Origin of the sequence: Thiomonas sp. UBA7699 (genome assembly GCF_002482605.1) — a bacterium.
Classification (GTDB): Bacteria; Pseudomonadota; Gammaproteobacteria; order Burkholderiales; family Burkholderiaceae_C; genus Thiomonas; species Thiomonas arsenitoxydans.
The window spans coordinates 80236-103477 of sequence record NZ_DLGH01000005.1; the positions used below are offsets into that span (position 1 = coordinate 80236).

Annotated in this window: 24 protein-coding genes; 6 read left to right on the forward strand and 18 right to left on the reverse strand. The window is 62.9% G+C overall.

Annotated features, from left to right (window positions below; translation table 11 throughout):
• Positions 1-56: 56 nt before the first annotated feature.
• A complete protein-coding gene (locus B3H47_RS02010) occupies positions 57-1631 on the forward strand; it encodes a transglycosylase SLT domain-containing protein (protein ID WP_276730704.1) in 1575 nt (524 codons plus the stop codon).
• Positions 1632-1644: 13 nt separating this feature from the next.
• Here the strand turns inward: B3H47_RS02010 and B3H47_RS02015 are convergent, their stop codons facing one another.
• The 12 genes from B3H47_RS02015 to B3H47_RS02070 all read right to left on the reverse strand — a co-directional run bounded on the left by B3H47_RS02015 (position 1645) and on the right by B3H47_RS02070 (position 12518).
• Entirely contained in the window at positions 1645-2904 is a 1260-nt protein-coding gene (locus B3H47_RS02015; RefSeq protein WP_286985690.1) for a CaiB/BaiF CoA transferase family protein, read from the reverse strand.
• Positions 2897-3295, reverse strand: coding sequence for an MAPEG family protein (locus B3H47_RS02020; RefSeq protein WP_276730709.1), 399 nt, complete (start codon positions 3293-3295; stop codon positions 2897-2899). Before B3H47_RS02020 ends, B3H47_RS02015 begins: the two co-directional genes overlap by 8 nt.
• Positions 3296-3433: 138 nt before the next feature.
• Positions 3434-4972, reverse strand: a complete 1539-nt coding sequence (gene mctP / locus B3H47_RS02025; protein ID WP_286985691.1) for a monocarboxylate uptake permease MctP — start codon at positions 4970-4972, stop codon at positions 3434-3436.
• Between the two features lie 4 nt (positions 4973-4976).
• Entirely contained in the window at positions 4977-5189 is a 213-nt protein-coding gene (locus B3H47_RS02030; RefSeq protein WP_286985692.1) for a DUF3311 domain-containing protein, read from the reverse strand.
• 198 nt (positions 5190-5387) lie between these two features.
• A complete protein-coding gene (locus tag B3H47_RS02035; RefSeq protein ID WP_286985693.1) occupies positions 5388-5906 on the reverse strand; it encodes a DsrE family protein in 519 nt (172 codons plus the stop codon).
• 90 nt (positions 5907-5996) lie between these two features.
• Positions 5997-6488 carry a molybdopterin synthase catalytic subunit MoaE gene (moaE, locus tag B3H47_RS02040; protein ID WP_286985694.1) on the reverse strand — a complete coding sequence of 164 codons (492 nt, stop codon included), beginning with the start codon at positions 6486-6488 and terminating at the stop codon, positions 5997-5999.
• Positions 6489-6492: 4 nt separating this feature from the next.
• Positions 6493-6750, reverse strand: a complete 258-nt coding sequence (gene moaD, locus B3H47_RS02045; protein WP_013106358.1) for a molybdopterin converting factor subunit 1 — start codon at positions 6748-6750, stop codon at positions 6493-6495.
• Between the two features lie 3 nt (positions 6751-6753).
• On the reverse strand, positions 6754-7989 hold the full coding sequence (gene glp / locus B3H47_RS02050) for a gephyrin-like molybdotransferase Glp (protein ID WP_286985700.1): 1236 nt from the start codon (positions 7987-7989) through the stop codon (positions 6754-6756).
• The gene (gene mobB, locus B3H47_RS02055) at positions 7986-8507 is read right to left on the reverse strand and encodes a molybdopterin-guanine dinucleotide biosynthesis protein B (RefSeq protein WP_286985703.1); all 522 of its coding nucleotides are present in this window, start codon (positions 8505-8507) and stop codon (positions 7986-7988) included. The genes glp and mobB overlap by 4 nt, the downstream gene beginning before the upstream one ends.
• Positions 8507-9949, reverse strand: coding sequence for a threonine synthase (thrC, locus tag B3H47_RS02060; RefSeq protein WP_286985709.1), 1443 nt, complete (start codon positions 9947-9949; stop codon positions 8507-8509). Before thrC ends, mobB begins: the two co-directional genes overlap by 1 nt.
• The gene (locus tag B3H47_RS02065) at positions 9949-11259 is read right to left on the reverse strand and encodes a homoserine dehydrogenase (RefSeq protein WP_286985721.1); all 1311 of its coding nucleotides are present in this window, start codon (positions 11257-11259) and stop codon (positions 9949-9951) included. Before B3H47_RS02065 ends, thrC begins: the two co-directional genes overlap by 1 nt.
• A gap of 26 nt (positions 11260-11285) precedes the next feature.
• Positions 11286-12518 carry a pyridoxal phosphate-dependent aminotransferase gene (locus B3H47_RS02070; protein WP_013123680.1) on the reverse strand — a complete coding sequence of 411 codons (1233 nt, stop codon included), beginning with the start codon at positions 12516-12518 and terminating at the stop codon, positions 11286-11288.
• Positions 12519-12777: 259 nt separating this feature from the next.
• On the opposite strand from B3H47_RS02070, the gene B3H47_RS02075 reads away from it, so the two are divergent.
• The 3 genes from B3H47_RS02075 to B3H47_RS02085 all read left to right on the forward strand — a co-directional run bounded on the left by B3H47_RS02075 (position 12778) and on the right by B3H47_RS02085 (position 15704).
• The gene (locus B3H47_RS02075; protein WP_156054794.1) at positions 12778-13152 is read left to right on the forward strand and encodes an Mth938-like domain-containing protein; all 375 of its coding nucleotides are present in this window, start codon (positions 12778-12780) and stop codon (positions 13150-13152) included.
• A gap of 153 nt (positions 13153-13305) precedes the next feature.
• Positions 13306-13770, forward strand: coding sequence for a peroxiredoxin (locus B3H47_RS02080; RefSeq protein WP_013106365.1), 465 nt, complete (start codon positions 13306-13308; stop codon positions 13768-13770).
• A gap of 257 nt (positions 13771-14027) precedes the next feature.
• Positions 14028-15704, forward strand: a complete 1677-nt coding sequence (locus B3H47_RS02085; protein WP_286985738.1) for a PhoH family protein — start codon at positions 14028-14030, stop codon at positions 15702-15704.
• A 23-nt stretch (positions 15705-15727) separates the two neighbouring features.
• On the opposite strand, the gene dnaB is transcribed toward B3H47_RS02085, so the two are convergent.
• The 6 genes from dnaB to ppsA all read right to left on the reverse strand — a co-directional run bounded on the left by dnaB (position 15728) and on the right by ppsA (position 21209).
• The gene (gene dnaB, locus B3H47_RS02090; protein WP_013123683.1) at positions 15728-17086 is read right to left on the reverse strand and encodes a replicative DNA helicase; all 1359 of its coding nucleotides are present in this window, start codon (positions 17084-17086) and stop codon (positions 15728-15730) included.
• A 137-nt stretch (positions 17087-17223) separates the two neighbouring features.
• The gene (rplI, locus tag B3H47_RS02095) at positions 17224-17676 is read right to left on the reverse strand and encodes a 50S ribosomal protein L9 (protein ID WP_286985747.1); all 453 of its coding nucleotides are present in this window, start codon (positions 17674-17676) and stop codon (positions 17224-17226) included.
• A gap of 15 nt (positions 17677-17691) precedes the next feature.
• Entirely contained in the window at positions 17692-17982 is a 291-nt protein-coding gene (gene rpsR, locus B3H47_RS02100) for a 30S ribosomal protein S18 (protein WP_013106369.1), read from the reverse strand.
• Between the two features lie 3 nt (positions 17983-17985).
• On the reverse strand, positions 17986-18303 hold the full coding sequence (gene priB / locus B3H47_RS02105) for a primosomal replication protein N (RefSeq protein WP_286985907.1): 318 nt from the start codon (positions 18301-18303) through the stop codon (positions 17986-17988).
• Positions 18300-18662, reverse strand: coding sequence for a 30S ribosomal protein S6 (rpsF, locus tag B3H47_RS02110; protein ID WP_013106371.1), 363 nt, complete (start codon positions 18660-18662; stop codon positions 18300-18302). Before rpsF ends, priB begins: the two co-directional genes overlap by 4 nt.
• A gap of 159 nt (positions 18663-18821) precedes the next feature.
• A complete protein-coding gene (gene ppsA, locus B3H47_RS02115) occupies positions 18822-21209 on the reverse strand; it encodes a phosphoenolpyruvate synthase (RefSeq protein WP_286985752.1) in 2388 nt (795 codons plus the stop codon).
• A gap of 140 nt (positions 21210-21349) precedes the next feature.
• Between ppsA and ppsR the strand changes: the two genes are divergently transcribed.
• Positions 21350-22168: a posphoenolpyruvate synthetase regulatory kinase/phosphorylase PpsR gene (gene ppsR, locus B3H47_RS02120; RefSeq protein ID WP_286985753.1), complete on the forward strand. Its 819-nt coding sequence runs from the start codon at positions 21350-21352 to the stop codon at positions 22166-22168.
• 12 nt (positions 22169-22180) lie between these two features.
• Positions 22181-23239: a DegV family protein gene (locus B3H47_RS02125; RefSeq protein ID WP_286985755.1), complete on the forward strand. Its 1059-nt coding sequence runs from the start codon at positions 22181-22183 to the stop codon at positions 23237-23239.
• The last annotated feature ends 3 nt before the right edge of the window (positions 23240-23242 follow it).

Below are 23242 nucleotides of genomic sequence, written 5' to 3' on the forward strand. Positions count from 1 at the left end.
TGGTCGCAATGGCCGCCGGATGCGCCGCCGTCCCTCCCTCCGAAAAAACCGCAGCCTTGTCTCTAACCTCACCGCCCAGCAGTTCTACCGCCGCAGCTTCCGCAACCGCTGAACCCGGCACGCCGCTCAAGGCCGAGGTGGTCGGCAGCAGCGCCGTCACTCCCGCAGAGCAAACGGCGCTGCAAGACGACACCAAAGACATCACCCCGCAGTACAACGACATCTGGCAACGCATCCGCGCCGGTTTCGCCATTCCCAATATGGACAGCCCGCTGGTGGCGCAGGCCGCGCAGTGGTACACCACCCGGCCCGACTATGTCGCCCGCATGACCGAGCGCGCGCGCAAATACCTCTACTACACCGTGCAGGAAGTGCAAAAGCGCGGCATGCCCACCGAGCTGGCGCTACTGCCTTTTATCGAGAGCGCCTACAACCCCGACGCGCGCTCGGTGGCCCACGCTGTGGGCATGTGGCAGTTCATACCGTCCACCGGCAAGCACTACAACCTCAAGCAGAACATGTTCCAGGATGATCGCCGCAGCGTACTGGCCTCGACCAACGCCGCGCTCGACTATCTGCAGAACCTCTACAACATGTTCGGCAACTGGCAGCTCGCCCTGGCGGCCTACAACTGGGGCGAAGGCAGTGTGCAGCGCGCCATTGCCTACAACAAGGCGCACAACCTGCCGGTCGATTACCAAGACCTGCGCATGCCCAACGAAACCCGCAACTACTACCCCAAGCTGCAGGCGGTGAAAGACATCATTTCCGATCCGAGCAAATACGGCATCACCCTGCCCGATATTCCCGATCATCCCTACTTCAAGGCGGTCACCATCACGCGCGATATCGACGTGTCGCTGGCTGCCAAACTGGCCGGGCTGACGCCCGACGAGTTCCGCTCGCTCAACCCCTCCTACACCAAGCCGGTGATCCTGGGGGCGACGAACCCGCGCATTCTCTTGCCCTACGACAACGCCACGCACTTTGCGCAAGCGCTGCAGGCTTACAACGGCCCGCTGTCCACCTGGACGGCCTACACCGTCAAAGCTACTCAGTCGCCGATGCAACTGGCGAGCGACCTCAAGGTCAGCGAAGCCGTGCTGCGCGAGACCAACGACATTCCGGCGCGGCAGCTCATCCGGGCCGGTTCGACCGTGCTGATTCCCAAGGCGGATGACGGCAGCAACAAAAACGTCAGCGCGGCCGTCGCCGAAAATGCGGTGCTGGCCTTTGCGCCCGAAGCCCCGCCGGGGCGTCGCATGGTGCTGCGCGTCGGCCGATATGGCGACTCGGTGCAGGGCGTAGCGCACCGCTATCACCTCAGCCCGCTGCAAGTGGCGCAGTGGAACCGCACGACCGAGCGCGGCATTTTCCGCAAAGGGCAGTTCGTGACCATTTACGTCACGCACACCCCGCGCATTTTCGTGGCTGAGCGCCAGGCGGACGAGCGGCGCATCGTGGCCGAGCGTAAGGTGGTCAAACGGCGCGTGGTGGCCGAACGCAAACCGCAGGTCAAGCGCCGCAACATCGTGCGCCAGCCTGTCAAGGTCGCCGAGCGTCAGCGCAAAGAACTGCACTACAGCGTGCAGACGCGGGACAAGAAACTGATCGACGTCGCGCAGCAGTAAGCGCGATACGCGATCAGACCGCGCCGTCCTGTCGCAACGCGGCGATCTGTCCGGCGTCCAGACCCAGTTCGGCCAGCACCTCATCGGTATGCGCTCCCAGCGCCGGGCCGAGCCAGCGCGTGGCGCCGGGTGTGGCTGACAAGCGAGGCGCGGGCGCGGGCAAATCGACCGGCGTGCCGTCTGCCAGAGCGTGCGGCTCGATCATGCCGCGCGAGCGAAACTGGGCATCGGCCGCCACATCGGCAATGCTGTAGATGCGGGTGGCGGGCACCTCGGCCGCACGCATGGCCTGCACGATGGCTTCGGGCTCTTGTCCCGCCGCCCATTGCTGTATGGCCGCGTCGATTTCGTCGGCGCGCGCCATGCGGCCTGGATTGCGCGCCAGCCCGGCATCCTCGGCCATATCGGTGCGGCCGATGGCCAGCATCAACCGCTTGAAAATCGCATCGCCATTGCCCGAAATCTGCACCCACTCGCCGCCCTTGCTGCGATAGACGTTGGACGGCGTGATGCCCGGAATGCTCGTTCCCGTGCGCTGCCGCACCGTGCCGTCGTAGCTGTATTCCATCAGCGTGCTTTCCAGCAGATTGAACACGCTCTCGGTCAGCGCCACATCGACCATCTGCCCTTCGCCGCCCTGCTCCCCGTTCCACCGCCCGCCAGTGGCGTCGCGGTGGCGCAGCGCCATGAGCGCGCCCATGGTGGCGTGCAACGCAGCGATGGAGTCGCCCAGCGACAAATTGGCGCGCATGGGCGGACGATCCGGGTCGCCGGTGACATAGCGCATACCGCCCATGGCCTCGGCAATGGCGCCGAAGCCCGGCTGCAGGCGCATCGGCCCGGTCTGACCGAAGCCGGAAATGCGCACCATCACCAGACTGGGGTTAACGGCGCGCAGGTCGTCCCAACCCAGGCCGAGCTTTTCGAGTGCGCCGGGACGCATGTTCTCCACCACCACATCGGCCCGCGCCGCGAGCTGCAGCACGATGTCGCGACCCTGCGGGTGTTTGAGATTGACTGTGATGCAGCGTTTGTTGCGCGCCTGCGCGGTCCACCAAAGCGACTCGCCTTTGTGCAGCTTGCGCCAACTGCGCAGCGGGTCGCCGCCCGGATCATCGCCGCGTGCCGGCGACTCGATCTTGATCACGTCCGCGCCGAACTCGGCCATCAGCCGGGTGGCAAACGGCCCGGCGATCAGGCTGCCGAGTTCGAGCACACGCAGGCCGTCGAGCGCACTGCGCGCAGGCTGTGTTGAAGCGACCGGTTTATCCATAGAACGGGGCAAACAACAGGGCGATGTTGACCAGCAGCGCGAGCCCCCACACCGCCGAGCGCAACGAGGCGCGGTCGTTGAGGTAGCACCACAAATAGATCGCGCGCAACACCAGCCAGGCGATCAGCAGGCCGTTGATCAGTTCCAGCGGCGCTTTCAGATACAGGGCAAACAAGGCCGCCGCAAACAGAAAGGGCAAGGCCTCGAAGCTGTTGGCCTGCGCCGCGTTGGCACGGCGTCTGCGTGGGTCGGTCTGCCGCTCCATCCAGAGCCGGGGCTCGTTGTTGTCGTAGCGGTTTTCTTTGGAGCGAAAAGTGCCCGACTTGGCCTTGCCCGCCGCGACGATGGGCAGTTGCGAGGCAATGAGCAGCAGGATGGCGGTGAGCAGCATGGGGGATCTCCGGGGTGAGTGCGCAGCATACAAAAACCAAGGGCCGACTGCTGTCGGCCCTTGGCGCTACCGTCGCGTTCGGCCGGAATCAACCATCCGGCGTGCGATCTTCAGGGAGCAGAAACTTGTCTCATGTCGTTAGCCCGCGTAGTCTGCGGCCACGGTTGCATCCTGCTTGTTGGCCATGCCCAAGGCTCCGATGACCAGAGTGGCGACGATGGCGACCACGAAGTTGATCACCAGGGCGTACAAGCCGATGTAAGCCGGAATCACCAAGCCCGCAATGTGCAGCCCATAGCCCGAGGCCTTGAAGCCGCTGAGCGACGCCGCCCAGACGCCCCAGACCAGACCCGCCGCCCAACCCAGCAGCAGCGCCTTGGCGTCGAACCAGCGGGTGTAGATGCCCGATACGATGGCCGGCAGGGTCTGCAAAATCAGAATACCGCCCAGCAGTTGGAGCTGAATGGCATAGGTCAGCGGCAGGAACACGATGAACAGCAGCGCACCGAACTTGACCAGCAACGATACCAGCTTGGCCATCTCGGTTTCCTTGCGCGTGCTGCAGTTCGGATTGATATAAGGCTTGTAGATATTGCGGGTGAACAGGTTGGCCGCTGCGATCGACATGATGGCCGCGGGCACCAACGCACCAATCGCCACCGCCGCAAAACCCACCCCGACAAACCAGCTCGGGAAGTAGTGCAGCAGCAAACCCGGCATGGCGAACTGCGGGCCGTACTGCTTGAAGTAAGGCGCCAGATCAGGCAGCTTGGCAATGCCCGAGGCATAGGCCATATAACCGAGCAGCGCGATGAGGCCGAGCATGAAGGAGTACGCGGGCAGGAACACCCAGTTGCGGCGCAGGGTGTTGGGGCCCTTGGCCGAGAGCACGGCCGTGGTGGCGTGCGGATACAGCATCAGCGCCAGCGCCGAACCAAAAGCCAAAGTCGGATAGAACGTCTGCAGGCCCAGGTTGCCGTCTTTCACCGGCGGCAGCAGCAGATGCTCCTTCGGAATGGCGGCGAAGATGTTGCCGAAACCGCCGAGCTTGTACGGCACCACGATGATGAGCGCGATCACCGTGATGTAGACCAGCAGATCCTTCACCACCGCAATGGACGCCGGGGCGCGCAGCCCGCTGGTATAGGTGAACGCGGCCAGAATGACGAAGGCAATGACCAGCGGCACATCCCCCATCAGCCCCTGCGTGGAAAAACCCAGCCCGCCGATCACCACCTGAATGCCCACGAGCTGCAGCGCGATATAGGGCATGGTGGCGACGATACCGGTCACCGCGATCGCCAGCGCCAGCGCCGGGCTGCCGTAGCGTCCGGCGACGAAATCGGACGCGGTGATGTAGTTGTGCTTTTTCGCCACGATCCACAGACGCGGCAAGATGGCGAACACCATGGGATACACCAGCACGGTGTAAGGCAGCGCAAAGAAACCCAGCGCCCCGGCACCGAACACCAGCGCGGGCACGGCCACGAAGGTGTAGGCGGTGTAGAGGTCGCCCCCGATGAGGAACCAGGTGATCCAGGTGCCGAAGCGTCGCCCGCCCAACCCCCACTCATGCAGATGATTCATATCCCCCTTGCGCCAATGCGCCGAGGCGAATCCCAGAACCGCGATACCGACAAACAACGCGACAAAAACAACGGTGGCAACGACATTCATGGCGTCAGTCTCCGCTTCCAGACGGCACGACCATCTTGTAGACGATGGCGATGAAAACCCCGGACAGCGGCACCCAGACGAGTTGCCACCAGTAGAAGAAGGGAATGCCGAACGCGCTGGGTTCCAGCTTGTTGAAGTAGGGAATGGCGAGCACGGCAACGCAGGGAATCGCCAGCAGAATGAACTGCAGCGGCCCCAGTTTTTTGGGTGTGGACATGGAACGGGTCTCCAGGCTCGGCTGACGCGCCAGGGGCGGCCAACCTTCGGTTTTTTCACCGGCATCCATCGCCAGTGCGCTGACCTGTCGGAGATTAGCCCAGCCGTTTACAAATTCGGGTATCCGAATGTGTCATTCGCAAGCAGGAGAAAACGAACGAGCGTTCGTGAGGGTTTTTACTGAGTGCGAGCAAAAAAATCAGCGGATTTGTTCGGTCGATTCCCGTTTGATCAGGATGCGCGGAATAATCAGGGCATAACCCTGCTGCTGCCAATAGATCAACTCGGTCATGGCGTTGGGCACGATTTCGATGAAATCCAGAAAATCCGCCGGGGTGTAGCCGAAATCGTGCGCCGCCTGTCCGCACACCTTGAACTTCACGCCCATCTGCGCGTAATAGCGCATGCGCTCGACGGCTTCACGATAACGGTCCTGATTGCGGATAACGGTGGCGGCAATCTCGGTGCCGTGCAGCACCACGACGGCCTGCACATCTTCGGGCGAAAAGTCATAGGGCGAGGCCTGCACCGTGTTGAACACCGAGCGCACCCAGAACAGTGCATTGGAAAGGGTTGCGGGGTCGTCGAGGTAAAACTCGAACACCACTTTCATCGGCGCCTTGTAGGGCGTTTGCACCAGCTGTCCAGCGGCGTTTGCCGCGCCGCTGGACACCGCGCAGAGCGTTGCGATCAATACCTGTCGTCTTGTGGCTTGCATGACATCCCCTCGCGAACCCCGATGTATCCGGGTGTAATCGATGGGACATCGAGCGCCTAGCGGGTCAACCCGAGGGCAACCCAGGGATGCTCAGCCGGCGTTGTCGGACTCGACGCCCCAACGGCGCAGCGCGGCGTCGTCGGATTCTCGGGCATCGACCCACTGGCCGCCCTCGGGCGTGGTTTCCTTCTTCCAGAACGGCGCCTGGGTTTTGAGGTAATCCATCAAAAATTCGCAGGCGGCAAAGGCCGCGACGCGGTGGGCGCTGGCCACCAGCACCAGCACGATGTCGTCGCCCGGCAGCAGGCGGCCCACGCGGTGAATCACCGTGACACCCAGCAAGGGCCAGCGCGCCTGTGCCTCATGCACCATGTCGGCAATGGCGCGCTCGGTCATGCCGGGGTAATGCTCCAGTTCCATCGCCTGCACATGGCCGGGGTCGCAAACGCCCGGATGATGATCGCGGCAAAGCCCGACAAAACTGGCGATCGCGCCCACGTCCAGCCGCCCAGCCCGCAGCGCCTGCAGTTCTGCGCCAAGGTCGAACGGCTCGGTCTGGATGCGAATGGTGATCGGCTCCATGGGCTCAACCCCCGGTGACGGGCGGAAAAAACGCGACTTCGCAGCCGGGCTGCAGCGCTGTGTCACCGTCGCACATGAGCTGATTGCACGCCATGCGCAGCGGCTTTTCTGCTGCCAAGGCCAGTGCGTAGCGCCCGCCCTGCGCCCGCAGCCAGTCGCGCGCCTGCCCCACGGTGAGCACCGCTTCGGGCAGGTCGTGCGTTTCTTGTGACACACCGACGATTTCGCGCACGCTGGCGAAATACCGAATCTGAACGAGCATGGGTCAGCCCTGAAGCAAGGATGAAAACGGAAGGTAGCGCAGCACATCGCCACGGGCTATGGGCTGCTGCGGCGGGTTGTCCACCAGGCCGTCGGCCCAGACGGTCGAGGTGAGCACCGCGGAATTCTGCGAGGCAAACAGCTCGGCCTCGCCTTGCGCGTTGAGCCGAACGCGCAGATATTCGCGGCGCCTGTCCGGCTTGGGCCAATCGAACGCGGCGCGCACCGGCAGCGTCTGCATGGCGGTTTGCCCTGCGCCCTGCAAGGCGAGCAAAAAGGGCCGCACAAAAAGGAGAAAGGTCACGAAGCTCGACACCGGATTGCCGGGCAGACCGATGAAGGCGGCTTCGCCCTGTTCTTCGCTGCGGCGCAGATGGCCGAAGGCCAGCGGCTTGCCGGGCTTCATGGCGATCTGCCACAGATCGAGCGCGCCTTCGGCCTGCACCGCGGGTTTGACGTGGTCTTCCTCGCCCACCGACATGCCCCCGGTGGACACCACGAGGTCGTGGCCCAGCGCGGCTTGGCGCAGCACGGCGCGGGTGGCCTCGAGCTGATCGGGCACGATGCCGAAATCGGTCACCTCGCATCCCGCAGTTTCCAGCAGGGCGCGGATGACAAAGCGGTTGGAGTTGTAGATGGCGCCGGGGCGCAGCGGCTCGCCAGGCATGGCGAGTTCGTCGCCGGTGAACAGCATCGCCACGCGCGGCTTGCGACGCACTCGCAGCGAGGCCACTCCCACGGAAGCGGCCAGCCCGAGATCCTGCGGCCGCAGCCGTTGCCCGGCTGCGAGCACCACACTGCCAGCCGCCACATCCAGGCCGCGTCGCCGCACCCAATCACCGGCCTTGGGCTGCGCGTTGATGCGCACCGCATCACCCTCGGCGGCGCATTGTTCCTGCATCACCACGGCGTCTGCGCCCAGTGGAATGAGCCCGCCGGTAAAAATACGCGCCGCCGTTCCCGGCTGCAGGGGCTGCGGTACGGCGCCGGCCGGAATGCGCTGGCTCACCGGCAGGCAGGTGCCCGCGGCAGGCACATCGGCGCTGCGCAAGGCGTAGCCGTCCATCGCGGTGTTGTCAGCCGGGGGCACGTCGATGGTGGAGCGCACCTCTTGCGCCAACACCCGACCAAGAGCGGACGAGAGCGGCAGCGTCTCGGTCTCGCTGATTGCGCTCGCAGCGGCCAGCAGACGCTGCAAAGCGACATCGGGATCGATCAGGGGCGAAGCTGGTGCAGTCATGGCTGGTACTCGAATTTGGGGGCATTGTCCGTCAACCAGTCGGCCACGGCAGCCGGGTCGTTGATGTCGAGGACGGCGGCAGGGGCAGGCTGCGGGAGTTGCTGCGGCGAGTCGGTGGCGATGGCGAGAACCTGCGCATCCTCGGGGTAGCACAGAGGCCGCCCGGTACTGGCGCGCCACACTTCAACCTTGGGGAGCCGGGCCTGCTTGAAGCCTTCGACAAACACCCAGTCAGCGGCTGGATCGAGCATGGGCAAAAGCTCGGGCGCCCCAAGCTCTCGCGGCTCTGGCAGACGGCGCTGCAGCGTGATCAGGCGGTCGGATGCGGCCAGCACCTCAAACGCGCCGGCCTCGCGGTGCCGCCAGGTGTCTTTGCCCGGATGATCGAACTCGAAGCGGTGATGCGCGTGTTTGAGCACCGACACCCGCAACCCCTGTTGCACGAACCGCTTGACCAGCGCCTCGACCAAGGTGGTCTTGCCGCTGCCAGAAAACCCGGCAAATCCGACGACCTTCATCAGGAGCCCGCCAGCCCCGCGCCGCAGTGCATTGCAATGTAGGACTTCACCGCCTCCACCTCGACCGGCATGACGGCAAAGCGCTGCGGGCGGCGTTCGAGGTCTTCGAGCCCGGCCGGGCGCTGCGGGCAGGTGCCCACGGCTTCCTGAATCGTTTCGGGGAACTTGGCGGCCAGCGCCGTTTCGAGCACCAGCATGGGCACGCCCGGCTCCAGGTGCTCGCGCGCCACCTTCACGCCGTCGGCGGTATGGGTGTCGATCAACCGTTCGCTGCCCTGCCACACGCTGCGGATGGTGGCGAGCCGGTCGGCATGGGTGCTGCTGCCCGAGGCGAAGCCGTAGTCGGTCGCAATCCTGGCAAACGCCGGGTCGGCCGAGAGGTCGAAAAAGCCCTTGCTCGACAGTTCGCCCGCGAACAGCGCGTGCACGCGCGAAGCGTCGCGCCCGAGCAAATCGAAGATGAAGCGCTCGAAGTTCGAGGCTTTGGAGATATCCATCGATGGGCTGGAGGTGTGATGTGTTTCCGCCGATTTGCGCGGACGGTAGACGCCGGTGCGGAAGAACTCGTCGAGCACGTTGTTTTCGTTGGTGGCCAGCACCAGCTTGCGGATCGGCAGACCCATCATGCGCGCCACATGCCCGGCGCAGATGTTGCCGAAGTTGCCCGACGGCACCGTGAAGCTCACCTGCTCGTCGTTGCTGCGCGTGGCCTGGAAGTAACCGGCGAAGTAATAGACGATCTGCGCCGCAAGCCGCGCCCAGTTGATGGAGTTGACCGTGCCGATGCGCCAGCGGCGCTTGAAGTCGAGGTCGTTGGAGACGGCCTTGACCATGTCCTGCGCATCGTCGAACACGCCTTGCACCGCGATGTTGTGGATATTGGCGTCGGCCAGCGAATACATCTGCGCGGTCTGAAACGCGCTCATCTTGCCAAAGGGCGAGAGCATGAACACGCGGATGCCGCGTTTGCCGCGCATGGCATATTCGGCCGCGCTGCCGGTATCGCCCGAGGTCGCGCCGAAAATATTGAGCTCGCTGTGCTGGCGGGCCAGCGCGTACTCGAACAGATTACCGAGCAACTGCATGGCCATGTCCTTGAACGCCAGCGTGGGCCCTTCGGACAAGCCCAGCAGCGCCATGCCCGGATCGCCTTTCAGCGGTTTGAGCGGCACGATCTCGGCGTGGCCGCCGAACACCTCGGGCGTGTAGGTCTTGGCGATGAGGGCGCGCAGATCGTCCGCCGGAATGTCGGTGATGAAACGCGACAGGATTTCATACGCCAGATCGGCGTAAGACAGCCCGCGCCATTGCGCCAGCGTGGCGCGATCGATCTGCGGATAGCTTTCGGGCAGATAGAGCCCGCCATCGGGCGCCAGCCCTTCGAGCAGGATGTCGGAAAAACCTCGGGTCGCGGACTCGCCGCGGGTACTCAGATAACGCATCAGCGCAACTCCTCTTTGCGAATGCGCACGATGGGCGCGTGCACGCTGGGCAGGGTCTGCATGCGGCCGATGGCCGCATTCATGCGCGCCTCGACGGTGTCATGCGTGAGAATGATGAGATCGGTCTGATGCTCGCCCTCCCCGGCTTCGCGCTGAATGAGGCCGTCGATGGAAATACCCTCATCGGCCAGGATGCGCGTGAGGTCGGCCAGCACCCCGGTCTGATCGGCCACGCGCAGGCGCAGGTAGTAGGCGGTGACCACCTGATCCATCGGCAGGATGGGCAAGTCGCTCATCGCATCGGGCTGGAAGGCCAGATGCGGTACGCGGTGCTCGGGATCGGCGGTGTGCAGCCGGGTCACGTCCACCAGGTCGGCGATGACGGCAGAGGCCGTCGGCTCGGAGCCCGCGCCCTTGCCGTAATACAGCGTCGGGCCGACCGCATCGCCCTGCACCACTACCGCATTCATCGCGCCTTCGACATTGGCGATCAGACGTGTGGCCGGTATCAGAGTGGGATGCACGCGCAACTCGATGCCCTCACCGGTGTTTTTGGTGATGCCCAGCAGCTTAATGCGGTAGCCGAGTTGCTCGGAGTAACGAATGTCGGCGGCCTGCAGCGCGGTAATGCCCTCGACATAGGCTTTGTCAAATTGCACCGGCACGCCGAACGCGATGGCGCAGAGAATGGTCGCTTTATGCGCCGCGTCCACGCCCTCGATGTCGAAGGTCGGATCGGCCTCGGCATAGCCCAGCGCCTGCGCCTGCTTGAGCACGGTGGCGAAATCCAGCCCCTTGTCGCGCATCTCGGACAGGATGAAATTGGTGGTGCCGTTAATGATGCCCGCGACCCATTCGATGCGGTTGCCCGCCAGCCCTTCGCGCACCGCCTTGATAATGGGAATTCCGCCGGCCACAGCCGCCTCGAAGGCCACGATCACGCCCTTGGCCTGTGCCGCGGCGAAGATTTCGTTGCCGTGCATGGCCAGCAATGCCTTGTTCGCGGTGACCACATGCTTGCCCGCAGCGGTGGCCGCCAGCACCAACTCGCGCGCCGGGCTGATGCCCCCCATGAGTTCGACCACGATGTCGATGTCGGGCCGGGTCGCCAACGCCATGAAATCCGTGGTGATGGGCAGAGCGTCCCCTAAAGCGGCGCGCGCCTTGTCGGGGTTGCGCGCGGCAATCGCCGCGATGGCAATGCCGCGCCCGGCGCGTCGCTGCAGCTCTTCCTGGTTGCGCGCCAGCACCTTGACCACACCGCTGGCGACGGTGCCCGCGCCGAGAAGGGCAATCTGTAAAGGTTTCATAGAGGACGGGAGTGGAAGTCAGGCAGTCAGGCCGCCGCGCGGCTGCGCTTGCGGAGGGTTTCTAGAAAGCGCGCGATGCGGCCGATGGCTTCCGTCAGATCGTCGGCATTGGGCAGAAAAACGAGCCGGAAATGGTCGGGCTGCGGCCAGTTGAAGCCGGTACCCTGCACGATCAGCACTTTTTCCTGCGCCAGCAGGTCGTAGGCGAACTGTTGATCGTCGGCGATGGGGTAAATCTCGGGATCGAGCCGCGGGAACATATACAGCGCCGCCTTCGGTTTCACCACGCTGACCCCCGGAATCTGCGTGAGCAGGTCGTAAGCCAGATCACGCTGCTTGGTCAGGCGCCCCTGCGGCGCGACCAGATCCTTGATGCTCTGATAACCGCCCAGCGCGGTCTGAATCGCCAACTGCCCCGGCGTATTGGCGCACAGGCGCATCGAGGCCAGCATGGTCAGCCCCTCGATGTAGTCGCGCGCACACCGTTTGTTGCCCGACACCACCATCCAGCCCGAGCGGTAGCCGCAGGAGCGGTAGTTTTTCGACAGGCCGTTGAAGGTGATGAACAGCACATCGTCGGCCAGCGAGGCGATGCTGGTGTGGGTGTTGCCGTCGTACAGCGTCTTGTCGTAAATCTCGTCGGCGAACACGATGAGTTCATGCTCACGCGCCACCTGCACGATCTCTTCGAGCAATTCGCGCGGGTACAGCGCCCCGGTCGGGTTGTTGGGGTTGATCACCACGATGGCCCGGGTGTTGGGCGTGATCTTGCTGCGGATATCGGCAATGTCCGGATACCAGTCCGACTGCTCGTCGCAGATGTAGTGCACCGGCTTGCCGCCCGAAAGTGCCACCGACGCGGTGTAGAGCGGGTAGTCCGGCGCGGGAATCAGCACTTCGTCGCCATTGTTGAGCAGCGCGTTCATGCTCATATTGATGAGCTCGGAGGCGCCGTTGCCGATGAACACATCGTCGATGCTCACCCCCGCAATGCCCTTTTCCTGCGTGTAATGCACGATGGACTTGCGCGGCGCGAACAAGCCCTTGGAATCGGTGTAACCCGCTGCACTGGGCAGGTTGTGGATCATGTCCTGCACGATCTCATCGGGCGGCTCGAAGCCGAACACGGCCAGATTGCCGATGTTGAGCTTGATGATCCGCTGCCCCTCCTCTTCCATCTGCCGCGCCTTGTCGAGCACGGGACCTCGGATGTCGTAACAGACATCAGCCAATTTGTCGGACTTCCGGAATTCGCGCACAATCACCTCACTCTCTGCCTAGAAAAAGCGTCCGCACAAACACCGTGCGTGCTGCCACCCTGGCCACTCATCCCCATCCTGAGCGCATCTCTTCAAGGTAGGGGATTCAGACCCGCGCCCGCCCGCCAAACGGAGGGCGAACCCTATAATTTACCTTGATCTGCATCTTCAACCCCTGCATTTCCCTCGGTTTGCGCCGCCCTCTCCCCCACGCCCGCCCCTGCGCGAGCCTGATGTAGCGGCCCGCTCCCGTCCAGTAATGAAACTCCAGCCCGACTTCTCCCCCGATACGCAGATGGTCTCCGCCTACGGGCCGGGCTATGTCGAAGTCAACGGTGTGCGCCACACCAGCGCCTGCGTGTTCGCCCCGCAGCAGTCGCCTAAGCCCTGGGGTGCCGAGCATGTCGGCGCGCTTTTGCCCGCGCACATCGACGCCCTGTTGCTCGATCCGCTGCCCGAGGTGGTGCTCATAGGCACGGGCCGTGAGCAGCATCTGCTGCCCGCCGCCTTGATGCGCCAACTCATCTCGCGCCGCATCGGCTGGGAAGTCATGGACACCGCCGCCGCCTGTCGCACCTACAACATTCTGGCGGGCGAAGGCCGTCATGTGCTGGCCGCGCTGATGATCGAATGATCGGACCGGCGCGAACCGAGGCAAAACGGCGTGAACCGGCTCTGGTTCGCGCGGCAAGATAAAATAAGGTTTTACGTCCTTCCGTTTCCCTCAGCAGTATCAACGACTGATCAGAACGAGGAGAAACGATGCAGCAGCCCAGCAGGAGACTTCATGGCTTTGGTCTTGAATAAAGTGGTTCCCGATTTCGAAGCCGCCGCCACCAGTGGCGTGCAGTTCAGCCCGAAAAACTATCTGGGCAAAAAAATTGTTCTCTACTTCTACCCCAAGGACATGACGCCCGGGTGCACCACCGAGTCCATGCACTTTCGCGACAACTTCGAAGCATTCGAGCAGGCCAATGCCGTGATTTTCGGCATCTCGCGCGACAACCTGCTGTCGCACGAAAAGTTCAAGGAGCACCTCGAACTGCCGTTCGACCTGATCGCTGATACGGAAGAAAAGCTCTGCCACATGTTCGGTGTGGTGAAGAACAAGATCATGTACGGCAAGAAGGTCAAGGGCATCGAGCGCAGTACCTTCGTCATCGATGCCGACGGCGTCCTGCGGCAGGAATGGCGCGGGATCAAAGTCGCCGGGCACGTTGACGAAGTGCTCGACGTCATCCAGAAACTCTGAACCCCAATCACCCCAACGCGGCGCTTTGTTTTGAACCTCAGACTCCGCAGCACCCTGGGCACTCATCGCGGGTTGCGCTTGCTCTGCATCGACAGCAGGCGCAGATCTCATCCTGAGGTGGCCAACCATGCGAAAGCCGCTGTACCGTCTCGCGATGGTCAGCGGTTTTTTGTTGCGGTTTGCTGGTCTAGCCGCCCCTGAATCAGCCTCTCCTACTCCATCCCCTTCCCACGTCTGCAAGCCTATCCATACGCCTCATGCCCCTGCCTCCCCCACCCAAGTCCATGGGCAGCCTGCTGACCCAAGCTGCTCCGTCGACCACACAGACGCCCTCCGCTTCGCGAAAAACCACGGCGCTCGACAAGGCCCGCCCAATACATCAGGAGACCGCGCCGACTGTCGCAGTTGCGTCGGCGGCGACGCAGCCCGCGGCATCCACGCGCCAAACACGCCAGCCGATACCGCGTGAGGCCGCCCCCGCTGCTGCGGATCGCCCCGCCCAGAAGGCGGTGCAGCCCAAGCGGGCACCCATTGCCCAGCAACCCGCCAAGCTGTTCGTCCTCGACACCAATGTGCTGCTGCACGACCCGATGTCGCTCTACCGCTTTGAAGAGCACGACATCTATCTGCCGATGGTCACGCTGGAAGAACTGGACGCGCACAAAAAGGGCCTGTCGGAAGTGGCGCGCAATGGCCGCCAGGTCAGCCGTGAGCTCGATGCTTTGGTGGCCGATACCGGCAGCGGCATCGACCAGGGTATCGCGCTAAATCGCACCGGCCATGCGGAGGCCAAGGGACGCCTGTTCTTCCAGACCCGCGCGCACGATGTCGAACTGCCCATCGCACTGCCTCAGGGCAAGGCGGACAACCAGATCCTAGCGGTGCTGCAGGATCTCACGCACATTCATACCGAGCGGCCTGTGGTGCTGGTGTCCAAGGACATCAATATGCGCGTGAAAGCCCGCGCCCTGGGGCTGCATGCCGAGGATTACGCCAACGACAAGACGCTCGACGACGCCGATCTGCTCTACACCGGCATGATGGTGCTACCGCCCGATTTTTGGGATCGGCAGGCCAAGTCGGTGGAAAGCTGGCAGCAGGGCGGCAACACCTTTTACCGGGTGCAGGGCAAGTTCGTCGCACAGATGCTGGTCAATCAGGCGGTTTATTGGGAGAGCGGCAGCGCCCCGCCGCTCTACGCGCGGGTGAAGGAAATCCGCGCGAACACCGCCGTGCTGCAGGTCATGCGCGACCACACGCACCAGAAAAACGCCATCTGGGGCGTCACGGCGCGCAACCGCGAACAGAACTTCGCCCTCAACCTGCTGATGGACCCGGATGTGGATTTCGTCACATTGGCGGGACAGGCCGGTACCGGCAAGACCCTGCTCGCGCTGGCCGCGGGCCTGTCTCAGGTGCTGGACGCCCGGCGGTACAACGAAATCATCGTGACCCGCGTGACCGTTCCCGTGGGCGAAGACATCGGCTACCTACCGGGCACCGAAGAAGAAAAAATGGGCCCTTGGATGGGCGCGCTCGACGACAACCTCGAAGTGCTCAATCAGAGCGAAGGGGGCAACACCGGCGGCGAGTGGGGCCGGGCCGCCACGCAAGATCTCATCCGCTCCAAGATCAAGATCAAGAGCATGAACTTCATGCGGGGCCGCACGTTTCTCAACAAATACGTCATCATCGACGAGGCCCAGAACCTCACGCCCAAGCAGATGAAAACCCTGATCACCCGCGCGGGCCCCGGCACCAAACTGGTATGCATGGGCAATATCGCGCAGATCGACACGCCCTACCTCACCGAAGGTAGCTCAGGCATGACTTTTGTGGTGGATCGTTTCAAGGGCTGGGGCCACAGTGGTCACGTCACTCTGGCCAGAGGCGAACGCAGCCGCCTGGCCGACTACGCCAGCGAAGTGCTGTAAGCGCGGGAGAAGCTGGCGCGCAATCAGAATTCGCGCGTCAGATTTTCAAACCGCGTCAGCGGCTTGAGGAAGGCGAGATGCACCACGCCGATCGGCCCGTTACGCTGTTTGCCGATAATGACTTCAGCCACCCCGGCGTCTTTCGAGTCTTTGTTGTATACCTCGTCGCGGTAGATGAACAGGATCACGTCGGCATCCTGCTCGATGGCGCCCGATTCACGCAGATCGCTCATCACCGGTCGTTTGTCGGTGCGCTTTTCGAGGTCGCGATTGAGCTGCGATAGCGCGATCACCGGGCAATGCAGTTCCTTGGCCAGAGCCTTGAGCGAGCGTGAAATCTCGGAGATTTCAGTGGCGCGGTTCTCGCCGTCTCGCGACGACGACATGAGCTGCAGGTAATCGACCACGATCAAGCCCAGCCGCCCGCCGAACTGACGGGCCAGACGTCGCGAACGCGCCCGCAGTTCCAGCGGATTGAGCGCCGGGGTTTCATCGATGTGCATGTGCACGTCTTGCAAGCGCTCAATGGTTTCGGGCAGACGCGTCCACTCGTCTTCGGTGAGTTGGCCGGTACGCAGATGGCTCTGGTCGATCCGCCCCATCGAACCCACCACGCGCAACACCAACTGCGACGCGCCCATTTCCATACTGAACACCGCCACCGGCAGTTGCTCATTGATCGCCACATGTTCGGCAATGTTCAGCGAAAACGCCGTCTTGCCCATGGAAGGACGGCCGGCAACGATGACCAGATCACCAGGCTGCAAACCCGCGGTCATCCGGTCCAGATCGGCAAAACCCGTGGGCACCCCAGTGGTATCAGCGCCGCCGCGCTCGGCCAACTCGCTCACCCGCTTGAGCAACTCACCCAGCAGGCCCTTCATCGACTGGAAGCCCGCGGCGGATTTGGCCCCCTCCTCCGAGATGGCGAAAATACGCGACTCGGCCTCGTCGAGAATTTGCTGCACGCCCCGCCCTTGCGGGTTGAGCGCGTTCTGTGCAATCTCGTCGCTGATGGTCACCAGTTGGCGCAGCACCGCGCGCTCGCGCACGATCTCGGCATATCGGCGAATGTTCGCAGCGCTGGGCACGCACTGCGCCAGAGAATTCAGGTAGGGCAGCCCGCCGCATTCCTCGTGCTTGCCGATGGATTGCAGCGCCTCCAGCACGGTGATCACGTCAGCCGGTTTGCTTAGATTGATCAGGTCGGCGATGGCCTGGAAAATCGCCCGGTGCTCGAAGCGGTAAAACTGCGCCGCCACCAGCAGATCGGCCACCTTGTCGAATGCCTGGTTGTCGAGCAACAGCCCGCCCAGCACCGACTGCTCTGCCTCGATGGAGTGCGGCGGCGTGCGAATGGCGTCTAGGGCTTGGTCTTGCATGGCGGTGGGCGGCAAATGCCATCCAAAAATAAAAAGCGACTTTGCATTGTGCCGCACGCAGCGGCACAAACCAGAAACAAAGCAGAGACGACAAGGGCCGCATTCGCGGCCCTTGTGTCCAGCGCGAAAACCCGCGATTACATCGCTTCGGCTTTGACCTGCAGGGTGATGTCGGTGACGACATCGGTATGCAGGGCGATCGATACCGGATGCTCACCCGTGGTCTTGACGTGACCCGCCGGGAAGCGAACCTGCGACTTGCTCACTTCAATGCCTTGCTTGGCCAGGGCTTCGGCCACGTCGCCGTGGGTCACGGAGCCGAACAAGCGGCCATCCACACCGGCTTTCTGCACCAGGGTGATGACCAAGCCATTGAGCTTCTCACCGGCGGCTTGCGCCTGCATCAGCTTTTCAGCGGCCAGCTTTTCCATCTCGGCGCGACGCGCCTCGAACTCCGCCAGGGCTGCGGCCGTGGCACGGCGCGCCATTTTCTTGGGGATCAGGAAGTTGCGGGCGTAGCCGTCCTTGACCTTGACCACGTCACCCAGATTGCCGACGTTCAGAACTTTTTCGAGAAGAATGATTTGCATGGTGTCGTCCCCGGATTAGCCCTTGTGCAGGTCGGTGTAGGGCAGCAGCGCCAGAAAGCGCGCTCGCTTGATGGCGGTGTTGAGCTGGCGCTGGTAGTGCGCGCTGGTGCCGGTCAGGCGGGCGGGAATGATGCGGGCGTTTTCCGCAATCAGATCCTTGAGCACATCGACATCCTTGTAGTCAATCTGCTCAACCTTGGCGACGGTGAAACGGCAGAAGCGCTTGCGCTTGAACAGCGAAGACTGCTGGTTACGACGAGCGCGCTTCGGGTCGTTCTTTTTGTCGAATTTGCGTGGTGGTGCCATGATTTAAACCTCAATGTATTGTGTGACGTGCAACTTCATCTGGCGCGAGCCGCGACGCGATGCACGCAGGAAACCGGAAACTTGCAACAGGACTCCAGGACTGAGACGGTGCATTTCGTGAGCAATCTTCCCAAACCCGACACAGCCGATCTGAAGCTGCACTTCGCAAGGCATGTCCGCCTCGAACTGGGTCGATTGATGCTGCAATACAAAATCCAGCGCTTCGATTCCGGCCGGCGTGTAGCGGAGTTCGCCCCGCTCGGCCAAAATGCCCTGAAGTTCGAGCCGATTGATCTGGCCGCTATTCAGGCCATTTTTCAGGCTGTTTGCTCCTGTTGGGCCTTGCGAGCCTCGTCGCGCTCGACCTGCTTCATCATGATGGAAGGCGCGGTTTCGGCCTTGTCCGTCTTGATCACCAGGCTGCGCAGCACGGCATCGTTGAACTTGAAGCTGTGCTCGAGTTCGCGCAAGGTTTCCAGGTCGCACTCGATATTCATGCAGGCGTAATGCGCCTTGGCAAGCTTCTGAATGGGATAGGCCAGTTGGCGGCGGCCCCAGTCTTCAACCCGGTGGATCTGTCCCGCCTTGGCGGTCACGGCGCTTTTGTAGCGCTCGATCATCGCGGGCACTTGCTCGCTTTGATCCGGGTGGAAAATCAACACAATCTCATAGTGACGCATGCAGATTCCTTCAAATGCGGCAGGGCGCAGCCCCCCTTAGGGTGAGGCCTACGCGCTGTCCTTGTGGATAGAAGCCGCCCGGAGCGCAAAAAGCGTCAATTCCGGCACAACCGGTGCGGCAAGGAACCAAGCATTATAGACGAATCGTATTCGAGGCTCTCAATGTTTCGCCAACTGTTGCCAGGTGGCAATCACGGTGTCGGGATTGAGCGAGATCGACGAGATACCCTGCTCCATTAGCCATTGCGCCAGATCGGGGTGATCGGACGGCCCCTGACCGCAGATGCCCACATACTTGCCCTCGGCGCGGCAGGCGGCAATAGCTTGCGCCAGCAGCACCTTCACCGCCGGATCGCGTTCGTCGAAAGCCTGCGCCACCAAGCCGGAGTCACGGTCCAGCCCCAGGGTGAGCTGGGTCAGGTCGTTGGAGCCGATGGAGAAGCCATCGAAATATTGCAGGAACTCCTTGGCCAGCACGGCGTTCGACGGCACTTCGCACATCATGATGATGCGCAGGCCGTTTTCTCCGCGCTTGAGGCCGTGACGGCCCAGCAGATTGATAACGCCTTCTGCTTCGCCCAGTGTGCGAACGAAGGGCACCATGATCTCGACGTTGTCCAGCCCCATCTGTTCGCGCACCCGTTTGAGGGCGACGCACTCCATCTCGAAGCTCTGCGCAAAGTCGGGCGAGACATAACGCGAAGCCCCGCGGAAACCCAGCATGGGGTTTTCTTCGTCCGGCTCATAGCGCGAGCCGCCGATGAGCTTTTTGTACTCGTTGGACTTGAAGTCAGACAAGCGCACGATGACGGGCTTGGGATAGAACGCCGCGGCTATGGTGGCGATTCCTTCGGCCAGTTTGTCCACATAAAACGCACGCGGGCTGACATGGCCGCGCGCCACGCTCTCCACCGCCTTTTTTAGATCGGAGTCGACACTCGGATACTCGAGCACCGCGCGGGGATGCACACCGATGTTGTTGTTGATGATGAACTCCAAACGCGCCAGACCCACGCCCTGATTGGGCACCTGCGAAAAATCGAAGGCCAGGGTGGGATTGCCCACGTTCATCATGATCTTCGTCGGCACCTCGGGCATGGCGCCGCGGGCGACTTCGGTCACTTCGGTTTCGAGCAGGCCGTCGTAGATCTGGCCGGTATCGCCCTGCGCGCAGGACACCGTGACCAGCATGTCGTCTTTGAGCACGTCGGTCGCATGCCCGCAGCCGACCACGGCGGGAATGCCGAGTTCACGGGCGATGATGGCGGCGTGGCAAGTGCGCCCCCCGCGGTTGGTGACGATGGCCGAGGCCTTTTTCATCACCGGCTCCCAGTTCGGGTCGGTCATGTCGGTAACCAGCACATCACCCGCCTGAACGAGGTGCATATCGGTGATGGAATGCACCACCCGCACCGGCCCGGCACCGATTTTCTGGCCGATGGCACGACCCGTGACCAGCACGGCGCCCTTGCCCTTCAGGGTGTAGCGCTGTTCGGTACGCGTGTGTCCGTTGGACTTCACCGTCTCGGGGCGAGCCTGCAGGATGTAGAGGTGGCCGTCGATGCCGTCCTTGCCCCACTCGATGTCCATCGGACGCTGGTAATGCGCCTCGATGGTCATGGCAAAGCGCGCCAGCTCCTGCGCCTCGGCGTCAGTCAGGCAGTAGCGGTTGCGCAGTTCGGAGGGAGTGTCGACCGTCTGCACCAGATGCGGCGAACCCGCGGGTGCAAACTCCATGCGGATCAGTTTGGAGCCAAGATTGCGGCGGATCACCGCCTCCTTGCCCGCCTTGAGCGTGGGCTTGAATACATAGAACTCGTCCGGATTCACCGCCCCCTGCACCACCGTCTCTCCCAAGCCGTAGGACGCGGTGATGAACACCACATCCGGAAAGCCCGACTCGGTGTCGAGCGTGAACATCACGCCGGACACCGCCTTGTCGCTGCGCACCATGCGCTGCACACCGGCCGATAGCGCCACATCGCTGTGCACAAAGCCCTTGTGCACCCGGTAGGAAATCGCGCGGTCGTTGTAAAGCGAGGCAAAGACGTGCTTGATTTTTTCCAGCACTGCGTCGATGCCGCTCACGTTCAGATAACTTTCCTGCTGCCCGGCGAATGAAGCGTCGGGCAAATCTTCCGCCGTGGCTGAAGACCGCACCGCGAACGACGCCTCTGGATTGCCCGCGGTGAGATCGGCATAAGCGCCGCGGATGGCCTGCTCCAGATCGGCCGGGAACGGCGTTTCGATCACCCATTGGCGGATTTGCGCGCCGCAGCGCTCCAGGGCGCGCACATCGTCGGCGTCCAACTCTTTGAGCATCGTCTCGATGCGCTCCCCCAGTCCCCCGGCACGCAGGAATTGCCGGAAGGCGTGCGCCGTGGTGGCGAACCCGCCTGGAACCCGAACCCCGCTGCCGGAGAGCTGGCTGATCATTTCTCCAAGCGACGCATTCTTGCCGCCGACCTGATCGATGTCGCTCATTCGCACATCATCGAGCTGCAAAATGAGCTCATTGCCGCTGTGGGCGGTGTTTTGCTGGGTCATGATGAAAGTCCTTCATAGAATGAAAAAACTGGGCTCGGCGTGATCTGTGGCGAAAATGACAGGTCTTGTTCGAGTGGGTATCGCCGTCTTCGCAAGTCACACTGACAATGCGGCTCATTCTAGGTTTTGAACGCTGACACATGCCTAACCGCTCGGTCTTTTTCGTCTCGGACGGCACCGGAATCGCTGCCGAGACCTTCGGCAACTCTGTTCTGGCGCAATTCGACGTGCAGCCCCACCGCATTCGCCTGCCGTTTGTCGACACGGTGGAGAAAGCGGTGCATGCGGTCGAGCGCATCAACGAGGTCGAACGCGTCGAGGGCAAGCCGCCGATTGTGTTCGTCACCCTGGTGCACCCGGACGTGCTCGAAATCATTCAGGGCGCACGCGCGCTGGTGCTCGACATGTTCAACAGCTTCGTGCAACCGCTCGAAGTGGCGTTCGGGGCCAAATCCAACCATCGCATCGGACGATTTTCCGATGCGGCCTACAGCCCGCAGTATCACAACCGCATCGACGCGATCAATTTTTCGCTTATGCACGATGACGGCCAGTCCACCCGCAATCTGACCGAGGCTGAAGTCATTCTGGTGGGCGTGTCGCGTTGCGGCAAAACACCCACTTCGCTCTATCTCGCCATGCAGCATGGCGTGAGGGCGGCGAACTATCCGCTCATTCCCGACGATTTCGAGCGCATGCGCCTGCCCGACGGGCTGAACGGTTTGCGGCACAAACTGTTCGGGCTGTCGATCACGCCCGAGCGTCTGAGCGAAATCCGCACCGAGCGGCGGCCCAACAGCCGTTACGCGGCGCTCGACAACTGCCGTTATGAAGTGAGTGAGGCGGAAAAACTCATGCGGCGCGAGGGCATCCGCTGGTTGTCGTCCACGCACAAGTCCATCGAAGAGATCGCCACCACCATCCTGCAGCAGATCCGCCCCGATCGGCTGGAATATTGAGCGCTACCCGCCATGCACGACGACGATAAAAACGCCTACCTACTGGGCTTCGCCTCGACCCAACAAAAAATTCCCGAGCGCGAGGAAGCGCTGCCCATCGACCCCGACCGGGCGCAGATTCCGCTCACCGGGTTGATGGTCGATGCGGGCACCGATCTGTCGGGCACGATGGCGGCGGACCGGCGGGTGCGCATTCTGCCGCTGACCATCCAGTGGCCGGGCCGAACGCTGCTGGACAAAGGGACGGCGGAAGTCCGCACCGTTTCGCGCCAGCTCAGCCACGAGCGCATCCGCAGCGCCGAGGTCAGCGCGCCATCCGTCGAGGCGCTGAGCTACCGCATGCACCCGCATCTGGCGCTCAACTTCGACCGGCTGCTGCTGCTGGCCACCCATCCGGCCCTGGTGGAGGCCAGCCGCAGCGTGGAGCAGATGTTCAAAGATCATCAGGACGAAATCACCCACCTGCGCCGCGAACGCCACCTCCGGCCCGACTATGCCCTGGAGGTGATCAACACCCGTTCACTGCTAAGCGGCCCGGCCCTGCAGGCGCGCCTGCTGCTGAACTCTCCCGAGATGCGCATGGGCGATATCCCGGGTCTGCGGCGACTTGCCCAAACGCTGGCCGACCAGACCGAGGTGTGGCTGGCGCCGGGTCATCCCGCCGATGTCGCTTTCACGCTAGGGCGGCTTGAGCATCCCGATCTGTCTCCCTGGGTGCAGGCCTGCAGCACGCGGCTGACGCAAATCATGCACCGCTATCCGGTGCTGAGTTGCAAAGCCGGGGCGTTCGGTCTGGAAGCGCGGACGAGCAAGTGGAAATCGGCAGCGTCGCGGGTGATCGACGCGGCGGCGCAAGCCATCTGGACAAACGCGCTTGCGGCCCCGGTGATTCAGCTCAGCTTCGATGGCAGCATTCGCGAATTGCGCGACTGGCCCGAAATGCAAGCGCTGAAAAAAATGGCCGCTGAAAATGGAGTGAAGCTCCACGTCACCCATATGAGTCTGGGTGGCCGGGTCTGGGCCTCGGCCCAGTCGCTGTCGCTGGCGTTGCTGCGCAAGCCCGCGGGCTAAAAC